Origin of the sequence: Nocardiopsis dassonvillei subsp. dassonvillei DSM 43111 (genome assembly GCF_000092985.1) — a bacterium.
In the GTDB taxonomy this organism is placed as follows: domain Bacteria; phylum Actinomycetota; class Actinomycetes; order Streptosporangiales; family Streptosporangiaceae; genus Nocardiopsis; species Nocardiopsis dassonvillei.
Genome location: NC_014210.1, coordinates 3210751 through 3227083, shown reverse-complemented (window position 1 = coordinate 3227083; position 16333 = coordinate 3210751). Strand labels below are relative to the sequence as shown.

Here is a 16333-nt window from a genome sequence, read left to right as displayed (position 1 = left end):
CCCCCCGCACTGCGGGCCCTGACGGTACCCAGGAGAGCCGTCTCACCGCGCGCCAGCGGGGAGCGGAATGTCCCTTTTGTGATCTACGACGTAAAAGTGCTGCTTGGGCAAGTGCTCCAGCGGGGGAGAACCCCCCCATCCGGACGGCGGGCCCGCGGCCATCCGCGCGCACGCGTTCGCCGACCCCGCTCCGGCGGGCGGGCCGCCGCCCCTCCGACACTCAGGCGGACGCGTTGCCCAGCAGCTTCTTCTGGATCTTGCCCATCGCGTTGCGCGGCAGCGTGTCCACCACACGCACCTCGCGCGGGCGCTTGTGCACCGACAGGCGCTCGGCCACGAAGTCGATGACCGCCTCGGGGGAGATGCCCTCGCCCACCAGGTAGGCCACGATCCGCTGGCCGAGGTCGTCGTCGGCCTCGCCCACCACGGCGGCCTCCATCACCCCGGGATGGCCGAGCAGCACCGCCTCGACCTCGCCCGCGCCGACCCGGTAGCCGCCGGTCTTGATCATGTCCACCGACATCCGGCCCACGATCCGGTGCCAGCCGTCCCCGTCGCGGACCGCCGCGTCGCCGGTGCGGAACCAGCCGTCCCCGGTCCACGCCGCGGCCGTGGCCTCCGGCAGCCCGAGGTAGCCCCCGAACAGGGTGGCCCCGCGGACCTGGAGCTCGCCGACGCTCTCGCCGTCGGAGGCGACGGGCTCCCCGTGCTCGCCGCGCAGCCGCGTCTCCAGACCCGGCAGCGCCGTCCCGACCCAGCCGGTGCGCCGGGGCGCGTCGGCGCGCGCCGCCACGGTGATCAGCGTCTCGGTCATCCCGTACCGCTCCACGGGGCTGTGGCCGCACGCCCCCCGCAGGCCGTCGGCCACCGTGTCGGGCAGCGGGGCGCTGCCCGAGACCAGCAGCCGCGCCCCGGACAGGGCGCGTGCGCTGTCGGGGTCGCGGGCGATCCGCGACCACACCGTCGGCACGCCGAAGAACAGGGTTCCGCGCCGAGTCCCCTGCGCCGCCGCCGCGTAGGCGGCGGGGGTGGGGCGGACGGTGTGCAGCAGCGGACTGCCCACGCGCAGGGCCCCCAGCACGCCCAGGATCAGGCCGTGCACGTGGAACAGCGGCAGACCGTGCACCAGCACGTCGTCGGGCGTCCAGTCCCAGGCGTCGGCGAGCGCGTCCAGGTCGGCGGCCACGGCCCGGCGCGGGATGAGGGCGCCCTTGGGCGGTCCGGTGGTCCCGGAGGTGTACATGACCAGCGCGGTGGACTCGGGCGGCGGTTCGGGGAGCGCGAACGAGGAGCGCTCGGCCGGGTCCACCGGGACGACGGGGAGGTCCACGTCCTCCCTCGGGGCGCCCAGCCACAGCGCGGCGCCGGAGTCGCGCACGATGTGGCGGCGCTCGGCGGTCCCCGAGTCCGCCGGGACCGGGACCACGGGCACCCCGGCCAGCAGGCCGCCGACCACCGCGACGACCGTGGACAGCGAGGCCTCGCCGTGCACGGCGACGGCGTCCGCCCCCGCGACCCGCTCGGCCACGGCGGCCGCGGCCGACCACAGCCCCTCGCGGTCCAGCCCCGCCCCGCCGACGCTCACCGCGGTCCCCTCGTCCGCGCCCGAACCCAGCAGCACCTCGCGCCCCTTCCGGTCGTGTCCTGTCCAGTCGGCCAGTACACCACAGGAGCGGCGCGGGAGCGGCCTCGGCCCGTTCACGCCCCGGCCCGGCCTCGTCCGCGCTCCGCTCCCGTTCTGCCCGCCCCGGCCCCGCTCCCGCTCCGCCCCGCCCTGTTCACGCCCGTCCCGATCGCGCCCCGTTCGGGCTGCGCCTCGTCCCGTTCGCGTCCCGCCTCGTGTGTCGGGAGCGGCGCCCGGGTAGCCGCTTGGCAGAATCCCCGGGGACGGGGCGGGCGCCGGGGAGCGTTCCCGACCCCCGGTCCCGCGTTCCGGGGACGCCTCGGCACCCGGTACCGGGGCCGAACACGTGCGTCAGGTGAGGGGGAGGGCCATGCGTGCTCTGACGGTGGTGCCGTCGCAGGCCGGTTCGGTGCGGGTCAGCGAGGTCGAGACGCCCGTGCCGGGCGCGGGGGAGCTGCTCGTCGACGGCATCGCGCTGGGGATCTGCGGCACCGACCGAGAGATCGCGGACGCCGGGTACGGCGAGGCGCCGCCCGGTCACGAGCGCCTGATCCTGGGGCACGAGTCGCTGGGCCGGGTGCGCGAGGCCCCCGACGGCAGCGGCTTCTCCGCGGGCGACCTGGTGGTGGGGGTGGTGCGCAGGCCCGACCCCGTGCCGTGCGGGGCCTGTGCGCACGGGGAGTTCGACATGTGCCGCAACGGCGGGTTCACCGAGCGCGGCATCAAGCAGATCCACGGCTACGGCTCCCAGCAGTGGACGGTGGAGGCCGACTACGCGGTCCGGCTCGACCCTTCGCTGGAGCGCGTGGGCGTGCTGATGGAGCCGACCACGGTCGTGGCCAAGGCGTGGGACCAGATCGACCGGATCGGCGGCCGCGCCTGGTTCGAGCCGCGCCGCCTGCTCGTCACCGGCGCCGGGCCGATCGGCCTGCTCGCCGCCATGATCGGTGTCCAGCGCGGTCTGGACGTGCACGTACTGGACCGGGTGGAGCACGGGGTCAAGCCCGAACTGGTGGCCGCCCTCGGGGCGACGTACCACACCGGCGGCGTCGCCGAGGTCGCGGCCACGGGCGAGCCGGACGTGGTCATCGAGGCCACCGGCGCCTCCGGTGTCATCCTCGACGCGTTGGCCCACAACGCGGCCTACGGGATCGTGTGCCTCACCGGCATCTCGTCGGGCGGGCACACGATCGACGTCGACGCCGGGGCGATCAACCGCCAGCTGGTCCTGGAGAACGACGTGCTCTTCGGGTCGGTCAACGCCAACCTGCGCCACTACGAGATGGCCGCGCGGGCGCTGGCGCGGGCCGACCACGCCTGGCTGGAGCGGATGATCACCCGGCGGCTGCCGCTGGAGCGCGCGCACGAGGCGTTCGAACCCGGCGGCGACGACGTCAAGACCGTCATCGAGCTGTGAGCCGGTGCCCGCGGGCGCTGGACGAGGACCGGCCGGAAGCGCAACCGGTGCGACGCAAGGGCCCTGACCCGCGGTGGTCCTGTTCTCATGGCGGGGATGGACGGCCGAACCGCGCTAGGGGCACGGGGTCACGGCGGAGGGGGCCGCGACCGCTGTGCGAGGGCGCGCCCGGGGCGAAGAACCTACCGGCGGACGCTCCCGGCGGGCCGCCGACGCCACCTGCGGTCGCCGCCGTCATCCGCGCTGGGCGTCGACGTCCACTTCTGACAGCCGGAGGAGCCGCTGCGAGGTGGTCTCGTCGGCTGGTGTCATCACGGTCAGGCGGTGACCGGTCTCCGCGACGTTGGACGAGACGAAGTTCAGGCGCAGCAAGCCGACCCGTGGACTGTCCAGTCGTTTGGTCTCCAGGTGTTGGAGCATGACGTCGTGCCGGTCCCACAGCCGCGAGAACTCCTCCGACCGCTGCCGCAGCTCCCGGACCGTGGTGCTCGCGGTGTGGCCTGTGTCGGTGCCGGCGACCGCGCGCAGCTGTGCGACCATCCGAGCGGCGACGACGTCGTCGTCGACATAGCGGCTGCGCCAGTCGGCGTTGGTGAAGAACTGCAACGCGCAGTTCCGCTCAGCGGGCGGTATCCGGTCCATGTCCGTGAACAGGAAGCGGTAGGGGAGGTTGTAGGCCACCACGTCGAACGCGCTGGTCTGCAGGCAGGCGGGGTAGGGGTCGAGTTTGTCCAGTACCGGCTGGTAGGCCGTCGACAGCGACGCGTCGAGTGCCAACGGAGCGGTCGACCGGGTACGCGCACCGGCGAGGCGTTCCAGGTGTCGCTTCTCGGTGTCGTCCAGGCGAAGGGCTCTGCCGACCGCGGTCAGGACCTGCGCGCTGACGTTGATCGGTCGGCCCTGTTCGAGCCAGGTGTACCAGGTGACGCCGACTCCGGCGAGCACCGCGACCTCTTCGCGGCGCAGGCCGGGCGTGCGACGGCGTCCGGTGCTGGGAAGCCCCACCTGGTCCGGGGTGAGCCGTTCGCGTCGGGTGCGCAGGAAGGCGCCGAGATCGCGTCTGACCGCGGGGGGTCGGGAACCTGTCATGTCTCCACCATGCCTCACGTGCGGACCAGTAGCCAGGTTCGGTCAGTACCCCCATAAACAGGCATCTGGTACCGGGATGAGGCCCCTGCCAGGGTCGAGACGTGACTAGAGAATCGAAACCGCGGAGCCAGACGACCCCTGCGCGGGCCGAGGGTTACCGCCAGGCCCGCAGCGCCACCACGCTGGCCCGATCAGCCGCAGGGGAGGGGGCGCCGCCTGCGACGCTGGGCACGGTCGGACTCCTGACCGCGTTGTCCGCCCTGCTGCTGTCGGTGATGAGCTTCGCCGCCGCGGGAATCGCCGTACCGAGTATCGGCGCCTCGCTGCACGCTTCGGCGTCCGAGCAGTCGTTGGTGGTGTCGGTCTACTCCCTGGGCTTCGCCGCGCCGATGGTCGTCGGCGGGCGTCTGGGCGACCTGTACGGCAGGCGGCGGCTCTTCCTGTTCGGCATGGCCGGATTCACCGCGTTCTCGCTGATGGCGACGCTCGCGCCGACCATTGCCGTGCTGATCGTCGCCCGCGCGCTCACCGGCGTGTCGGCGGCGGCGATGGTTCCCCAGGTGCTCGCGACGATCACGGCCTCCACGCATGGACGCGAGCGTGCCCGGGCGGTGGCGTTGTTCGGGGCGACCGCGGGCGGCGCGACGGCGGTGGGTCAGGTCCTCGGCGGCGTTTTGCTGTCGGTCCCCCTGCTCGGCTCCCCCTGGCGCACGGTCTTCGCGATGAGTGTCCTCATGGGCGCCGTCGCGTTCCTCGCCGCTCTGCGCTGGATGCCCAGCACCGACGCACCGGGCGATCGTTCGCTGGACCTGGTCGGGACCGCGTTGCTGGGGGTATCGCTGCTCGCGCTGATGATCCCGTTGTCCCAGGGCGGTGCGCTCGGTTGGCCCGGGTGGTGCTGGGCACTGCTGGCGGCCAGCCCGGTGGCGTTCGCGGCGTTCTGGACGCGGCAGCTCCGACTGCACCGCCGCGACCTGGTCCCGCTCGTTCCTCCGCCGCTCCTGCGTCTGAGGTCGTACCGGCTCGGCCTCATCATGGCCCTCCTGCTCCAGTCGGCCTTCGGCGCGTTCACGTTCCTCTACGCGCTCTCCACGCAGACGGGTCTGGGCTGGTCCCCGATGGGTGCGGCCCTCGTGCTGCTGCCGTTCGCACTGTGCTTCTTCGCCGTGTCGATCTGGTCGGGAAAGCTGGCGCCCCGTTTCGGATTCCGCCGTCTGCTGACGATCGGCGGGTTCGTCCAGGCGGCGATGCTGGTGGCGACCGCGGCATCGGTGCTCATGCGGGGCCCGGGTATGAGCGGGTGGACGCTGGGAGCTCTGCTGGTCGGAGTCGGGGTCGGTCAGGCGCTCATGTTCGGTCCGCTGGTCGGGGCGATGATCGCCGACGTCCCGCCCTCCTCGGCAGGAGCGGCCTCCGGGGTCATCCAGACCGCGCAGCAGGCCGCCATGGGGCTCGGAGTCGCGGTCGCCGGAGGGGTTCTGGGTACTGCGATGGCCGGTTCCACCGCCCCGCCCGGGCAGGACTACATGACGGCACTCGCGATCTGCATGGTCGTCCAGGCCGCGTTCGCGATCGCCTTCGCCCTCCTCGCCTTCGCCCTGCCCAGGCGCTGAGGCGGGAACGGCCGGTGCCGACACCGTGAGCCGACGGTCGCGTGGTGCGGCCGGTGCCGGAGGTGATCACGGTGCGGGATCTTTTCCCGTGGCACCGGTTCTCCCCTTTCTCCGGACCCTCCTTTCCTGGTCGGGTGCGTGTTCTGTCACCGAACGGAGAAAACGCAGGACCGGCGGGTGTATCGGTGGAACCACGTGTCGTGCGCGAGGGCGTGTTGACAGTTTCTGACCGGCGTTCGATATTCGGTGTCCAGCGCGCCGGAAAAGGAACCCTCGCTTTTTTCGAACCCCCAAGGAGAATGAGATGGGATCACCGCTGGTACGCCGGACGGCGTCGGTCCTCCTCGGCCTGGCGACGGTCGCCGCCCTCGCCCCCGGGACGGCCGCCGCCGACCCCGTGCGGGTCCTGGGCGGGACGGGGCCCTACGACGCCGAGTACGTCACGACCCCGCGCCTGCGCGACCACACCGTCTACCGGCCCGTGGACCTGCCCGAGGGCGAGCGGCTGCCGATCGTGGCCTGGGGCAACGGCGCCTGCCGCGCCGACGGGACGTGGTTCGAGAACATCCTCACCGAGTTCGCCTCACACGGTTTCCTGGTCATCGCCAGCGGCCGCCCCGGCGGGTTCGGCAGCACCGAACCCGAGATGCTCACCGAGGCGGTCGACTGGGCGATCGAGGAGAACGACCGCCTGTTCAGCGAGTACCGGGGCCACATCGACACCGACAGCGTCGCGATCATGGGCCAGTCCTGCGGCGGCCTGGAGACCTACGAGGTCGCCGACGACCCGCGCGTGGACACCACCGTGCTGTGGAACAGCGGCCTGCTGACCGACCGCGACAACGACCTGCTGGAGGACCTGCACGCCCCCGTCGCCTACTTCACCGGCGGCCCCGGCGACATCGCCTACGAGAACGCCCTGGACGACTACGGACGGCTGCCGCGGGGGCTGCCCGCCTTCATCGGCCACCTCGACGTCGGCCACTACGGCACCTTCGCCGAGCCCGACGGCGGGGAGTACGGACGCGTCGGCGTCGCCTGGCTGGAGTGGCGGCTCAAGGGCGACCAGCGGGCCCGCCGGGAGTTCGTCGGCGACGACTGCGGCCTGTGCTCCACCGAGTGGGACACCGACAGCAAGAACCTCGGTTAGGGGACCGGGCCCGCGCGCTCCCGGACGGCCGACCGCCGTCCGGGAGCGCCTGTCCGGGGGCGCCGCCGTGGGCGCGTGAGACACCCGGGCCGGGTCCCGCCCGGCCCGGGTCTTCGGGCCCTCGTCCTCCGCCGGGCGAACAGCGGGGTTCCGGCGGCTCCGTGCGGTCCGGCCGGTGGCCCGGGCCCGCGGCCGGAACGGGCGGACGGTACCGGCCGGAGCGGCACGCGCACCCGGTTCCCGTACCGGGCGCGCGCGGCCCGGCACCGCGCGGAGACCGCATGTGGACACGGTCCTGTGCACAGGGTGTTCCGGACGGTAACTTGTCCCTGCCCCGCCCCCTGAACCGGGTTCGGCGCCACCGGAACCGCGACACCGTGAGGACCCCCGTGCACCCCCTCACCCCTGAGGACCCCCGCACCGTCGGGCCCCACCGGCTGCTGGCCCGCCTGGGGGCCGGCGGCATGGGCGAGGTCTACCTGGCCCGCGCCCCGGGCGGCGATCTGGTCGCCGTCAAGCTCGTCAAGGACGACCTGGCCCACGACCCCGAGTTCCGGGCCCGGTTCGCCCGCGAGGTGCGCGCCGCACGGCGGGTCCGGGGACCCTTCACCCCGGCGGTGGTCGACGACGACACCGGTGCCGAGGTGCCGTGGATGGCCACCGAGTACGTGCCCGCCCCCACACTCAAGGAGGCGGTGCGCGAGCACGGGCCGCTGCCGCCCGAGTCCCTGCCCGTGCTGGTGTCCGGTCTGGCCCGGGCCCTGGAGGCGGTGCACGGGGCCGGGCTGATGCACCGCGACCTCAAACCCGGCAACGTGCTGCTGTCCCCGCGCGGCCCGCAGGTGATCGACTTCGGGCTGGCGCGGGCGGTGGAGGGCACGGTGCTGACCCGCACCGGGCAGACCTTCGGCACCCCCGCCTACACCTCCCCCGAGCAGATCAGGGGCCGTGACGTGTCCCCGGCGAGCGACGTGTTCTCCCTGGCCGGGACGGTGCTGTTCGCCGCCTCCGGGGAACCGCCGTTCGGGCCCGCATCGGCCAAGGAGACCCTGCGGCGCGTCCTGTCGGACCCCCCGAACCTGGCGGCGGTCCCGGAGGGGCCGCTGCGCGACCTGCTGGCCCGCTGCCTGGCCAAGAGCCCCGGGCACCGCCCGAACACGGCCGCGGTCCTGGACGCGTTGGCCGACGTGCCCGTGCCGCGGACCGCGCACGCCTGGCTGCCCGACGGGGTGACCGGCGACGTTCACCGGCTGGGGGAGCGGCAGGCCGGGGAGCGCACCCGCGCGGGCCGGGCCCGGTGGCGGCGGCACGCGCTGATCGCGGGGGCCGCGGCCGCCGCCCTGGTCCTGGTGGCCGGGGGCGGGTACGCGCTCACCGCGCTGCCCGGCGGCGGGGAACCCGAGGGGGACACGGACCCCGCGGCGGCCGGTGCCGACGCCACGGCGAACGGCACCGGTGACGGCACGGCCGCAGGAGAGGCGGCCGGGGAGGGGACCGCCGACCCCGCCTTCGCTCCGCAGGGGTACCAGCAGAGCCTGTCGTCCGCCGACGGGGTGGCCTTCTCCCCCGACGGGGAACGGGTCTACGCCACCGGTTCGCTCTACTTCTCCGTGTGGGACTGGCGTGCGGGCGAGATCACGGCCTTCCTCGACCCCTCGCCGTCCGAGACCGACATCAACGCCGACGGCGTGATGGCGATGGTTCACGCGGACGGGGTGGGGCCCGGCCACCAGGACAGGATCGAACTCCTGCGGGACACCGACGGGACGCTGACCGAGGAGGCCGTCCTGGTGTACGAGGAGCAGCGCACCAACCCCCGCAACCCCGCGCTGTCCTCCGACGGGGCCCGTGTGGCGGTCGTGGCCAACGAACCGGGCCGGGACGGCATCGAGCACGTCATCCACGTGTGGGACGTCGCGGCGGGCGAACGCGTCCTCACCGTCCCCCTGCTGGGGCCGGACACGTTCAGCCACGTGTTCGACCTGGAGTTCACCGCCGACGGGGAGAGGCTCCTCGGCACCGTCAGCGACGGCTCCGAGCGAGTGCTGGGGGTCGCCGTGTGGGACGCGGACACCGGGGACTGGGTCCACTACTTCGAGGGGCCCGGGAACCTGGGATTCGCCCCGCATCCGACCGATCCGTCGGTGATGGCGCTGCTGGAGGACACCGACCGGGTCCGTCTGGTGGATCTGGACACGGGCACCACCCTGCGGGACCTGGGCCGCATCGGCGAGGACGACCCCGACGTCGGATTCTCCCTCGCGTTCTCCTCCGACGGTGAACGGCTGTACGCCGGTGTCGGGGACCCGTACGGCGTCACCGAACTGCTCGGGACGGTGTGGGACACCGGAACGGGCGAGGTCCTGCGCGACGGCGACGCCCTGCTGCCCGGACCACTGGACCCGCACCCCCGCGACGAGTTCCTGGCCGTCGTCGATCCGGAGGCGGGCCAGGTGCTGATACTGGACGGCGAGAACCTGACCGTCGTCAACGAGCTTGAGCAACCGGACTGAAACGAAAGCCCCCATGCGCGCACTCTCCCCGGACGACCCCCGCGACATCGGCCCCTACCGCCTCCGCGCCGTTCTCGGTGCGGGCGGCATGGGCCGCGTCTACCTGGGCACCGGCGCCGACGGCACCCTCGCCGCGGTCAAGTCGGTGCGGGCGGAGTTCGCCTACGACTCCGGCTTCCGCGCCAGGTTCGCCCGGGAACTCGCCCTGACGGGCCGCGCGCACGGGCCCTTCATCCCCCGTGTGCTGGACCACGACTCCGCCGCCCGGCTGCCGTGGATGGCGACCGAGTACGTGGCCGGGCCCACCCTGCACGACCTGGTCCGGGAGGCCGGTCCGCTCCCCGAGGAGTCGGTGCGGTTCCTGCTGCGGGCGGTCGCCTCGGTGCTGGAGGGCATGCACGGGAACGGACTGGTGCACCGCGACCTCAAGCCCGGCAACGTCATGGTCGCGGCGGTCGGGCCGCAGGTGATCGACTTCGGGGTCTCCAAGGCCCTGGAGGGGGCCGAGAACGCAGACGATGAGGAGACCCTGACCGCCGGGACCCCCGGCTACACCGCCCCCGAGCAGTACGAGGGGGCGGCGGCGTCCCCCGCCACGGACGTCTTCGCGCTGGCGGGCACCGCCGTGTACGCGCTCACCGGTACCGGCCCGTTCGGCGAGGGGCACCCCTCCGCCGTGGCCTACCGCATCACCCGTCTGGAACCGGACCTGGCCTCCGTCCCCGAGGACCTGCGCGGACTGCTCTCCCGGTGCCTGGCGAAGGTTCCCGGCGACCGGCCGTCTGCGGCCGGGGTGCTGGAGGAACTGGGCGGCCCGGTCGATCCCGTCGAGGCGGCGCCGGACTGGCTCCCGGTGGAGGCCGCTCGGAGGGTGGAGGAGGCCGCGCAGGCGCACCGGGAGTACACCTCCCCGCACCCGCGACGCCCGGCGGCTCTCCGCCGCCGCCGGGGGCCGTGGGCGGTCGGCGCCGGCGCGGCCGCGCTGATCCTGGCCGCTGGCGCGGGTGTGTGGGCGGTCTCGGAGCGGGGAGCAGGGGCGGCCTGGCCGCCGTGGGCCGGGGAGGGTGCGCAGCGGGCCGGGACGGACGGCGGAACGGGTCCGTGTTCGCGGCCGGAGGACTTCGCGGCGGAGTACGCGGAGGCCGCCCGGGAGAGGCTGGAGATACCCGGAGAGGACGGCTACGACCTCGACATGGCCTCTTTCCCCCGTCTCGCGTTCGTGGCAGAGGGCGAACTGCTGGCCGTGTCCCATCCCACCGGGGTCGCCCTGTGGGACTGGGAGGCGGGAAAGGAGGTCGCCTTCGTCGGTGAATCCCTGCCCGACTTCGCGGGTCTGCCGACGGTGAGCCCGGACGGCTGCCGCTTCGCCTACCTGTCCACCGAGGGCGGCCTGCACGTCTTCGACCTGCGCAGCGGGGAGCGGACCATGTACTTTCCGGACCTGGTCGGCCTCCTCGCCTACGAGCCCGTGGTGTTCTCCCCCGACGGCGGGGAGGTCACGATCGGTCCCGGGGGGACCCGCAGGATCGACCTGGAGACGGGCGCGGTCACCGACATCTGGGAGGAGGCGGTCGGCTGGGCCGCCTACTCGCCGGACGGCGAGCACCTCGCCCTGAACCAGGGGAGCTTCGCCGCGGTGCTGGAGACCTCGACCGGACGCGAGGTGTTCCGCAGGGAGGGAGTCCTGGGGGCCGAACCGGGCTCGGTGGCGCTGCCCAACGACGAGGGCGACCTGCTCTACCTGTCCGCCAATCCGGAGGCGGTCGTGCACATCAACTACCTGACGGAAACCGAACCACGGCTCTTCAGCCCCGAGGGCGAGCCGCCCTACCTGTCCGAGGAACTCGTCGTGGCACCCGGCACGGACCGGTTCCACCTGCTGCACGGCGCCAACTTCATCACCGGGTCCAGCGGACGGCGCACCACCTGGGACCTCTCCACCGGTGAGGAGGTGACGTCCGGAACGGACGGGGCGGGCGAGGCGGACAACCGGACCCTGGCGGCGCACCCGGCGGGAGAGGTGCTGGCCGTGCTGCCCCGGGAGGCGACCACCGTCCTCGTCGTCGACGCCGCGACCGCTGAAGTCCTGGCCGAACTCGGCTGATCGGAGAGGACCGGGATGCTCCCCCTGCACCCGCACGACCCGCCCGCCATCGGACCCCACCGGCTGCTCGGCAGGCTCGGCTCGGACGACACGGCCCACCGCTACGCGGGCGGGACCGGCGGTCGTGTGTCCGCCATGGTCGTGCTCCTGCGTCCCGGGAGCGCCACCGACCCGTTGTTCCGCGGCGAGTTCGCGCGCCGGGTCGAGGCCCTGCGGAAGCTGAGGAGCCCGTACGTGTGCCGGCTGGTCGGGGCCGACACCCGGGGCGCGGTGCCCTGGGCCGCGTTCGCGCGCCGGGACGAGGAGACCCTCGCCGACCGTGTCGAGCGGAACGGGGGCGGTCTGCTCCCGGAGGAGTTCCCGTCCGTGGCGACGGCGCTCGCCGCCGGTCTGGCCGACCTGCACGAGGCGGGGGTGTCCGTCGGGCCGCTGCGCGCGGAGGACGTCCTGCTCTCCTCCGACGGCGCCAGGCTCGCGGGGGCGTTCTCGGCGGCGCCGTCCGGTGCGGCGGCCGAGGACGTGCGCCACTGGGCGGTCCTGGTGTCCGCCGCCGCGGGGGACGCCGGACCCCCGCTGCGGTTCCGGAAGGTGATCGACGGCTGCCTGCACCCCGATCCGGACCTGCGGCCCACTCCGCGTGAACTCGTGCGGATGCTCGCGGGGACCGGGGCGGGACGGGAGAGCGGGGCGTCCGCCACCGGGCGGCGGCCCCGGAGGCGTGTGCTCGTGCCGTCGGCCGCCGGGGCCCTGGCCGTGGCGGCGGTCGCCGCCACAACACTCGTGGTGGCACGGGACGGGTCGGCGGACCCCGCGGACGCGCCGGAGCCGGCGGTCGCCGACTGCACCGAGGCGGAGGGGTTCGCCCCCGCCCGGGAACGGGACGCCGACGACCTGGAGATCTTCTCCCACATGGTGTTCTCCCCCGACGGTGACCTGCTGGTGATGCACACCCTCCAAGACGAGATGAGCGTGTGGGACTGGAGGGAGGGCCGGGAGATCGCCCGTCCCAGCACGCCCCTCGACAGGCTGGCGGGCTTCGGTTTCCTGCCCGAGGGATGCGGTATCGCCGCCGTGGTCATGGAAGCGGAACCGCGCCCCGGGAACGAGTACCCGGCGCCGGTGGCGCAGGGGTTCGACCTGGTCTCGGGCACGGTCACCGGATACGGAAACGGGGGATCGGCCGGTGGGACCCCCTCGGAGCCGCCTCCGACCGTGGACGGGATCGCGGTCTCCCCCGACGGGCTGATCGCCCTCTCCGGGTCGAGTGCCGTCCCGGGTGCGGGCGTGCAGATCGTCGACAGCGCGTCGGGGAGGACCGTGAACACCATCGACAGCGACGGGGGAGACCCCGTCTTCCTCGACGAACGGCGGTTGGCACTGAGGAACTCCGTGGACTCCTCGGACTGGAGCGTCACGGTCTGGGACGTGCGCACGGGCGAACGGCTGCACACGGTCCGTCCGGTGGCGGACGGGGTCTTCGCGCCGGTCCGGGGGACGGACGAGGTCGTCTACGTCCACGGGGGCGAGGTCATCGTGTGGGACGTCGTCGCCGGGCGCCGGGTCGACGCGTTCGACATGGAGGAGGCGGCCGAACTCCAGGAGCCCTGGATCCAGGAGGTCGTCGTGGACCCGTGGCTCGGTCGTGTGTACGTCACGTGGTGGGACTCCGATCCCGAGGACTACGGTGCGGAAGTGGAGGAGTACGGTGGGGCGTGGGACCTGGAGAGCGGGGAGAGCCTCCTCCCGGACGGGTTGGTCCCCTGGTACGTGGCTCCGCACCCGGACGGAGAGGTCGTCGCGGTGAAGACGGAGGAAGCGGGCGTGCGACTCCTCGACCCCGAGACCTGGGAGACCGTCGGGACGCTGTGAGGGGGAGTCGGCGCGGTCCCGGGCCGCGCGGTGCCCACACCCCCTCCCGGGGGCTCAGGGGGAGGAGCGCCCCCACCGCGCAGACCCCGTACCACCCGCCCCGCGCCACCGCTTCGCGGGAGCGGAAGGTCCCGTGTCGCTCACGCGCGGCGGAGCGCGGGCACCGAGAATCGAAGGGCGCCGGTCAGTCGCCCTGTGTGCTCCTACGCGTCCTCAGGGTGTCCGTCGGTCCCGTCCGCGGCCTGCCGCGCCGCCCCGATCCGCCGAACGAGGGAGGGCCCCTTCCATGTCCGCCGACCGCACGCCCGCCGGGTGCCGCCGCACGGCACGGTCCGCCGCCGTGGTCCTCGCCGCCGCGCTCACCACCGGGTCAGCCACCGCCGGGGCGGCCGCCGCCGCACCGGGGGCCGCCGCGACGGAAGCCTCCGCGCAGGAGCCGATCTGCGCCTCCGAGTCGCACCCCGACGTCGCGCGGCGGCTCGACGAAGGGATCCGCGAGCGGGCGGACGAGCGGGAGGGGACGATCGCCGTGGGGGTCTTCGCGCACGGCGGCGACCTCACCTGCGGACTCGACCCCGACGCGGAGTTCGACGCGGCCAGCGTCGGCAAGGTCGTCGTCCTCGGCGCGCTGCTGCGCACCGCCATGGACGAGGACCGGGAGCTCACCGCCGAGGAGAGGGACCTGGCGACCGCCATGATCACCGTCTCGGACAACGACGCCGCCACGGAGCTGCGCAACAGGGTCGGCGCCGAGCGCATCCAGCGGTTCCTCGACCTGGCGGGCATGGACGCCACGGAACCGGACCCCGAGGGCTACGTCGGGCTGATGGGGACCACCGTCTCCGACCAGCTCACCCTGCTCCGCCTGCTGCGCACCGACAACGACGTGCTCGGCCGGGAGGAGCGCGGGTTCGCGCTCGGCCTCATGGGCGACGTCATCGGGGAACAGCGCTGGGGCGTGCCCTCGGGAGCGCCCGCCGACGCCGAGGTCCACCTCAAGAACGGCTGGCTGCCCCACACCGGCACCGACCTCTGGCGGGTGCACAGCATCGGCGGCTTCCGCGGAACCCCGGTCGGCGACTACGACATCGTCGTCCTGACCGACGACAACGACGGAATGCGGTACGGGGTGGACACCGTCGAGTCCGTGGCGGCCGAGGTGCACTCCGGCCTCACCGGACAGGACGTCCGGAGCGTGACACCGCCGACCGAACGGATGTCGGAGCCCCTGTCCGACGGCTCCGACGGTTCGGGCCGCGCCTGAACGCGGGAGCCGTTTCCCCGCGTGCGGGCTCCGGGGGCGGCCGACCCCGGCCAGGCCCCGGCCCGGCTCCGCGGCCACCCCTGCTCCACAACGGCCCTGGCTCCGCGACCGGCCCGGTTCCGCAGCCACCCCGGCTCCGCGGCCGCCTCGGCTTCGGACCTGTCACCGCCAGCGGGGACGGGACGCCACAATGGAGGGCATGTCGCAGCGCAGACCCCGCCACCGCACGTCCCCGCCCCGGCCCGCGGCCGATCCCGAGGCGCCCTGCCCCTGCGGCGGTCCGGCGGTCTACCGGGACTGCTGCGGCCGCCTGCACAGCGGGCGGGCCACGGCGTCCACCGCCGAACAGCTCATGCGTTCCCGCTACAGCGCCTTCGCGGTCGGCGACCGCGACCACCTCCTGCGGACCTGGCACCCGAGCACCAGGCCGCGACGCCTGGACCTGGACCCCGGCACCGAGTGGGTGCGCCTGGAGATCCTGTCCACCACCGGGGGCACCCCGTTCCACAACGAGGGCACGGTCGCCTTCCGCGCCTCCTACCGCGAGGGCGCCCGCGACGGGGCGCTCGTCGAGAACAGCCGCTTCGTGCGCCACGAGGGCGCCTGGGTCTACCTCGACGCGCTCGCGGAGTGAGGACCCTGAGGACGGCGGGGGCCCGGCGGGCAGGCCTCCGTCCCGGCCGGGTACCCGGTCCCCGATGGCGCGGGCGGGTGCCCGGGCACCCGCCCGCGGGACGGTGAAGCCGCCGGGAGCCCAGCGGGCCCCGTGCGCACGGCGGTCCCGCACACGGCCCCGGAACCCCGGCGACCGCCCGTCCCGAGGTCAGGCGGCCTCGGCCCCGTAGTCGCTCTCCGGCGTCTCGATCCCGTGCATGCCGTCCTGGCTCGCCGTGACGCGGTGCGTGCTGTGGGCGTAGTCGTTCCAGGACTCGCACGTCACACCGGCGTCCTCACCGTGCTCGGCGGTCACCATGTCGGGCATGTCGCACCGCACGTACTCGCCCTGCACCTGCCAGCGCACCAGGTGCTCGACCCGCTCGCGGGTCACCGGCACCGGCGACAGCGTCTGCTCGTACTGGATGAGGACGCCCCCGCTGGTCACCTCCATGTCCCAGGTGAACTCCTCGCCCATGTACACGACGTCGCAGGTCAGGGTGGCTCCGACCTCGGGCTCCAGCTCCGGGCCGGGGCACTCGGCCGTCGCGTCGGGGTCCACGTGGTCGCCCGCCTTGTGCGCCATCTCCATGGCGTTCCAGGCCATGCGCACGTTCATCGGCTCGGAACTCGCGGGCTTCTCCGGCAGGTCCTCGGGGCGGAGCCTGTCGACGCTGTCGGGAACCTCGGCGCGGGTGAACTCGGCCAGGTCCAGCACGACCTTCTCCTCGTCGGCTGCGACCTCCTCGCCCTCACCGCCGCCGCAGGCCGTCACCGCGAGAAGGAGGGCGCCGACCAGGAGGGAGGCGCTGTGGCGCGTACGCATGGAATTCATGAAAATCCGTATCCGGTCCGGGGGAGGGAGCGCGACCGCGGCGGGGTGGGACGGCCACGACAGGGCGGAGTTCACGGTAGCGGTTCCGTGACGGGGGGTCGAAACGGCGTCCGGGCCGCGTCCACGGCAGGCGGTACGCGGCGGACAGCGCGAGGTGCGGGCGAGGTCACGCTCCGTCCCCCCGGCACGATAGGAAGGGAG

At 73.9% G+C, this 16333-nt stretch carries 11 protein-coding genes; 8 read left to right on the top strand and 3 right to left on the bottom strand.

Annotation, left to right across the window (positions count from 1 at the left end; translation table 11 throughout):
• Positions 1-220: 220 nt before the first annotated feature.
• Complete coding sequence (locus NDAS_RS13355) at positions 221-1621, bottom strand: acyl-CoA synthetase (RefSeq protein ID WP_013153726.1); 1401 nt, start codon at positions 1619-1621, stop codon at positions 221-223.
• Positions 1622-1994: 373 nt separating this feature from the next.
• On the opposite strand from NDAS_RS13355, the gene NDAS_RS13350 reads away from it, so the two are divergent.
• On the top strand, positions 1995-3041 hold the full coding sequence (locus tag NDAS_RS13350; protein WP_013153725.1) for a glucose 1-dehydrogenase: 1047 nt from the start codon (positions 1995-1997) through the stop codon (positions 3039-3041).
• Between the two features lie 234 nt (positions 3042-3275).
• On the opposite strand, the gene NDAS_RS13345 is transcribed toward NDAS_RS13350, so the two are convergent.
• Complete coding sequence (locus NDAS_RS13345) at positions 3276-4130, bottom strand: helix-turn-helix transcriptional regulator (RefSeq protein ID WP_013153724.1); 855 nt, start codon at positions 4128-4130, stop codon at positions 3276-3278.
• A 101-nt stretch (positions 4131-4231) separates the two neighbouring features.
• Between NDAS_RS13345 and NDAS_RS13340 the strand changes: the two genes are divergently transcribed.
• From NDAS_RS13340 to NDAS_RS13310, 7 genes are all read left to right on the top strand, one after another.
• On the top strand, positions 4232-5743 hold the full coding sequence (locus NDAS_RS13340) for an MFS transporter (protein WP_013153723.1): 1512 nt from the start codon (positions 4232-4234) through the stop codon (positions 5741-5743).
• A gap of 304 nt (positions 5744-6047) precedes the next feature.
• Positions 6048-6893, top strand: a complete 846-nt coding sequence (locus NDAS_RS13335) for an alpha/beta hydrolase (protein ID WP_013153722.1) — start codon at positions 6048-6050, stop codon at positions 6891-6893.
• Positions 6894-7282: 389 nt separating this feature from the next.
• Positions 7283-9406, top strand: coding sequence for a WD40 repeat domain-containing serine/threonine protein kinase (locus NDAS_RS13330; RefSeq protein ID WP_041553164.1), 2124 nt, complete (start codon positions 7283-7285; stop codon positions 9404-9406).
• A gap of 13 nt (positions 9407-9419) precedes the next feature.
• On the top strand, positions 9420-11510 hold the full coding sequence (locus NDAS_RS13325) for a serine/threonine-protein kinase (protein ID WP_013153720.1): 2091 nt from the start codon (positions 9420-9422) through the stop codon (positions 11508-11510).
• A gap of 15 nt (positions 11511-11525) precedes the next feature.
• A complete protein-coding gene (locus NDAS_RS13320; RefSeq protein WP_013153719.1) occupies positions 11526-13379 on the top strand; it encodes a protein kinase family protein in 1854 nt (617 codons plus the stop codon).
• A gap of 286 nt (positions 13380-13665) precedes the next feature.
• On the top strand, positions 13666-14643 hold the full coding sequence (locus NDAS_RS13315) for a serine hydrolase (protein WP_013153718.1): 978 nt from the start codon (positions 13666-13668) through the stop codon (positions 14641-14643).
• A gap of 190 nt (positions 14644-14833) precedes the next feature.
• Complete coding sequence (locus NDAS_RS13310; protein ID WP_013153717.1) at positions 14834-15277, top strand: YchJ family protein; 444 nt, start codon at positions 14834-14836, stop codon at positions 15275-15277.
• Positions 15278-15466: 189 nt separating this feature from the next.
• Here NDAS_RS13310 and NDAS_RS13305 read toward each other — a convergent pair whose 3' ends face one another.
• Positions 15467-16132, bottom strand: a complete 666-nt coding sequence (locus NDAS_RS13305; protein ID WP_013153716.1) for a hypothetical protein — start codon at positions 16130-16132, stop codon at positions 15467-15469.
• Positions 16133-16333: the final 201 nt, after the last annotated feature.

Coding starts and splice junctions, on each gene's coding strand:
- NDAS_RS13350 (WP_013153725.1), top strand. CDS start 1,995: ATGCGTGCTCTGACGGTGGTGCCGTCGCAGGCCGGTTCGGTGCGGGTC.
- NDAS_RS13335 (WP_013153722.1), top strand. CDS start 6,048: ATGGGATCACCGCTGGTACGCCGGACGGCGTCGGTCCTCCTCGGCCTG.
- NDAS_RS13345 (WP_013153724.1), bottom strand. CDS start 4,130: ATGACAGGTTCCCGACCCCCCGCGGTCAGACGCGATCTCGGCGCCTTC.
- NDAS_RS13305 (WP_013153716.1), bottom strand. CDS start 16,132: ATGAATTCCATGCGTACGCGCCACAGCGCCTCCCTCCTGGTCGGCGCC.
- NDAS_RS13325 (WP_013153720.1), top strand. CDS start 9,420: ATGCGCGCACTCTCCCCGGACGACCCCCGCGACATCGGCCCCTACCGC.
- NDAS_RS13310 (WP_013153717.1), top strand. CDS start 14,834: ATGGAGGGCATGTCGCAGCGCAGACCCCGCCACCGCACGTCCCCGCCC.
- NDAS_RS13315 (WP_013153718.1), top strand. CDS start 13,666: ATGTCCGCCGACCGCACGCCCGCCGGGTGCCGCCGCACGGCACGGTCC.
- NDAS_RS13320 (WP_013153719.1), top strand. CDS start 11,526: ATGCTCCCCCTGCACCCGCACGACCCGCCCGCCATCGGACCCCACCGG.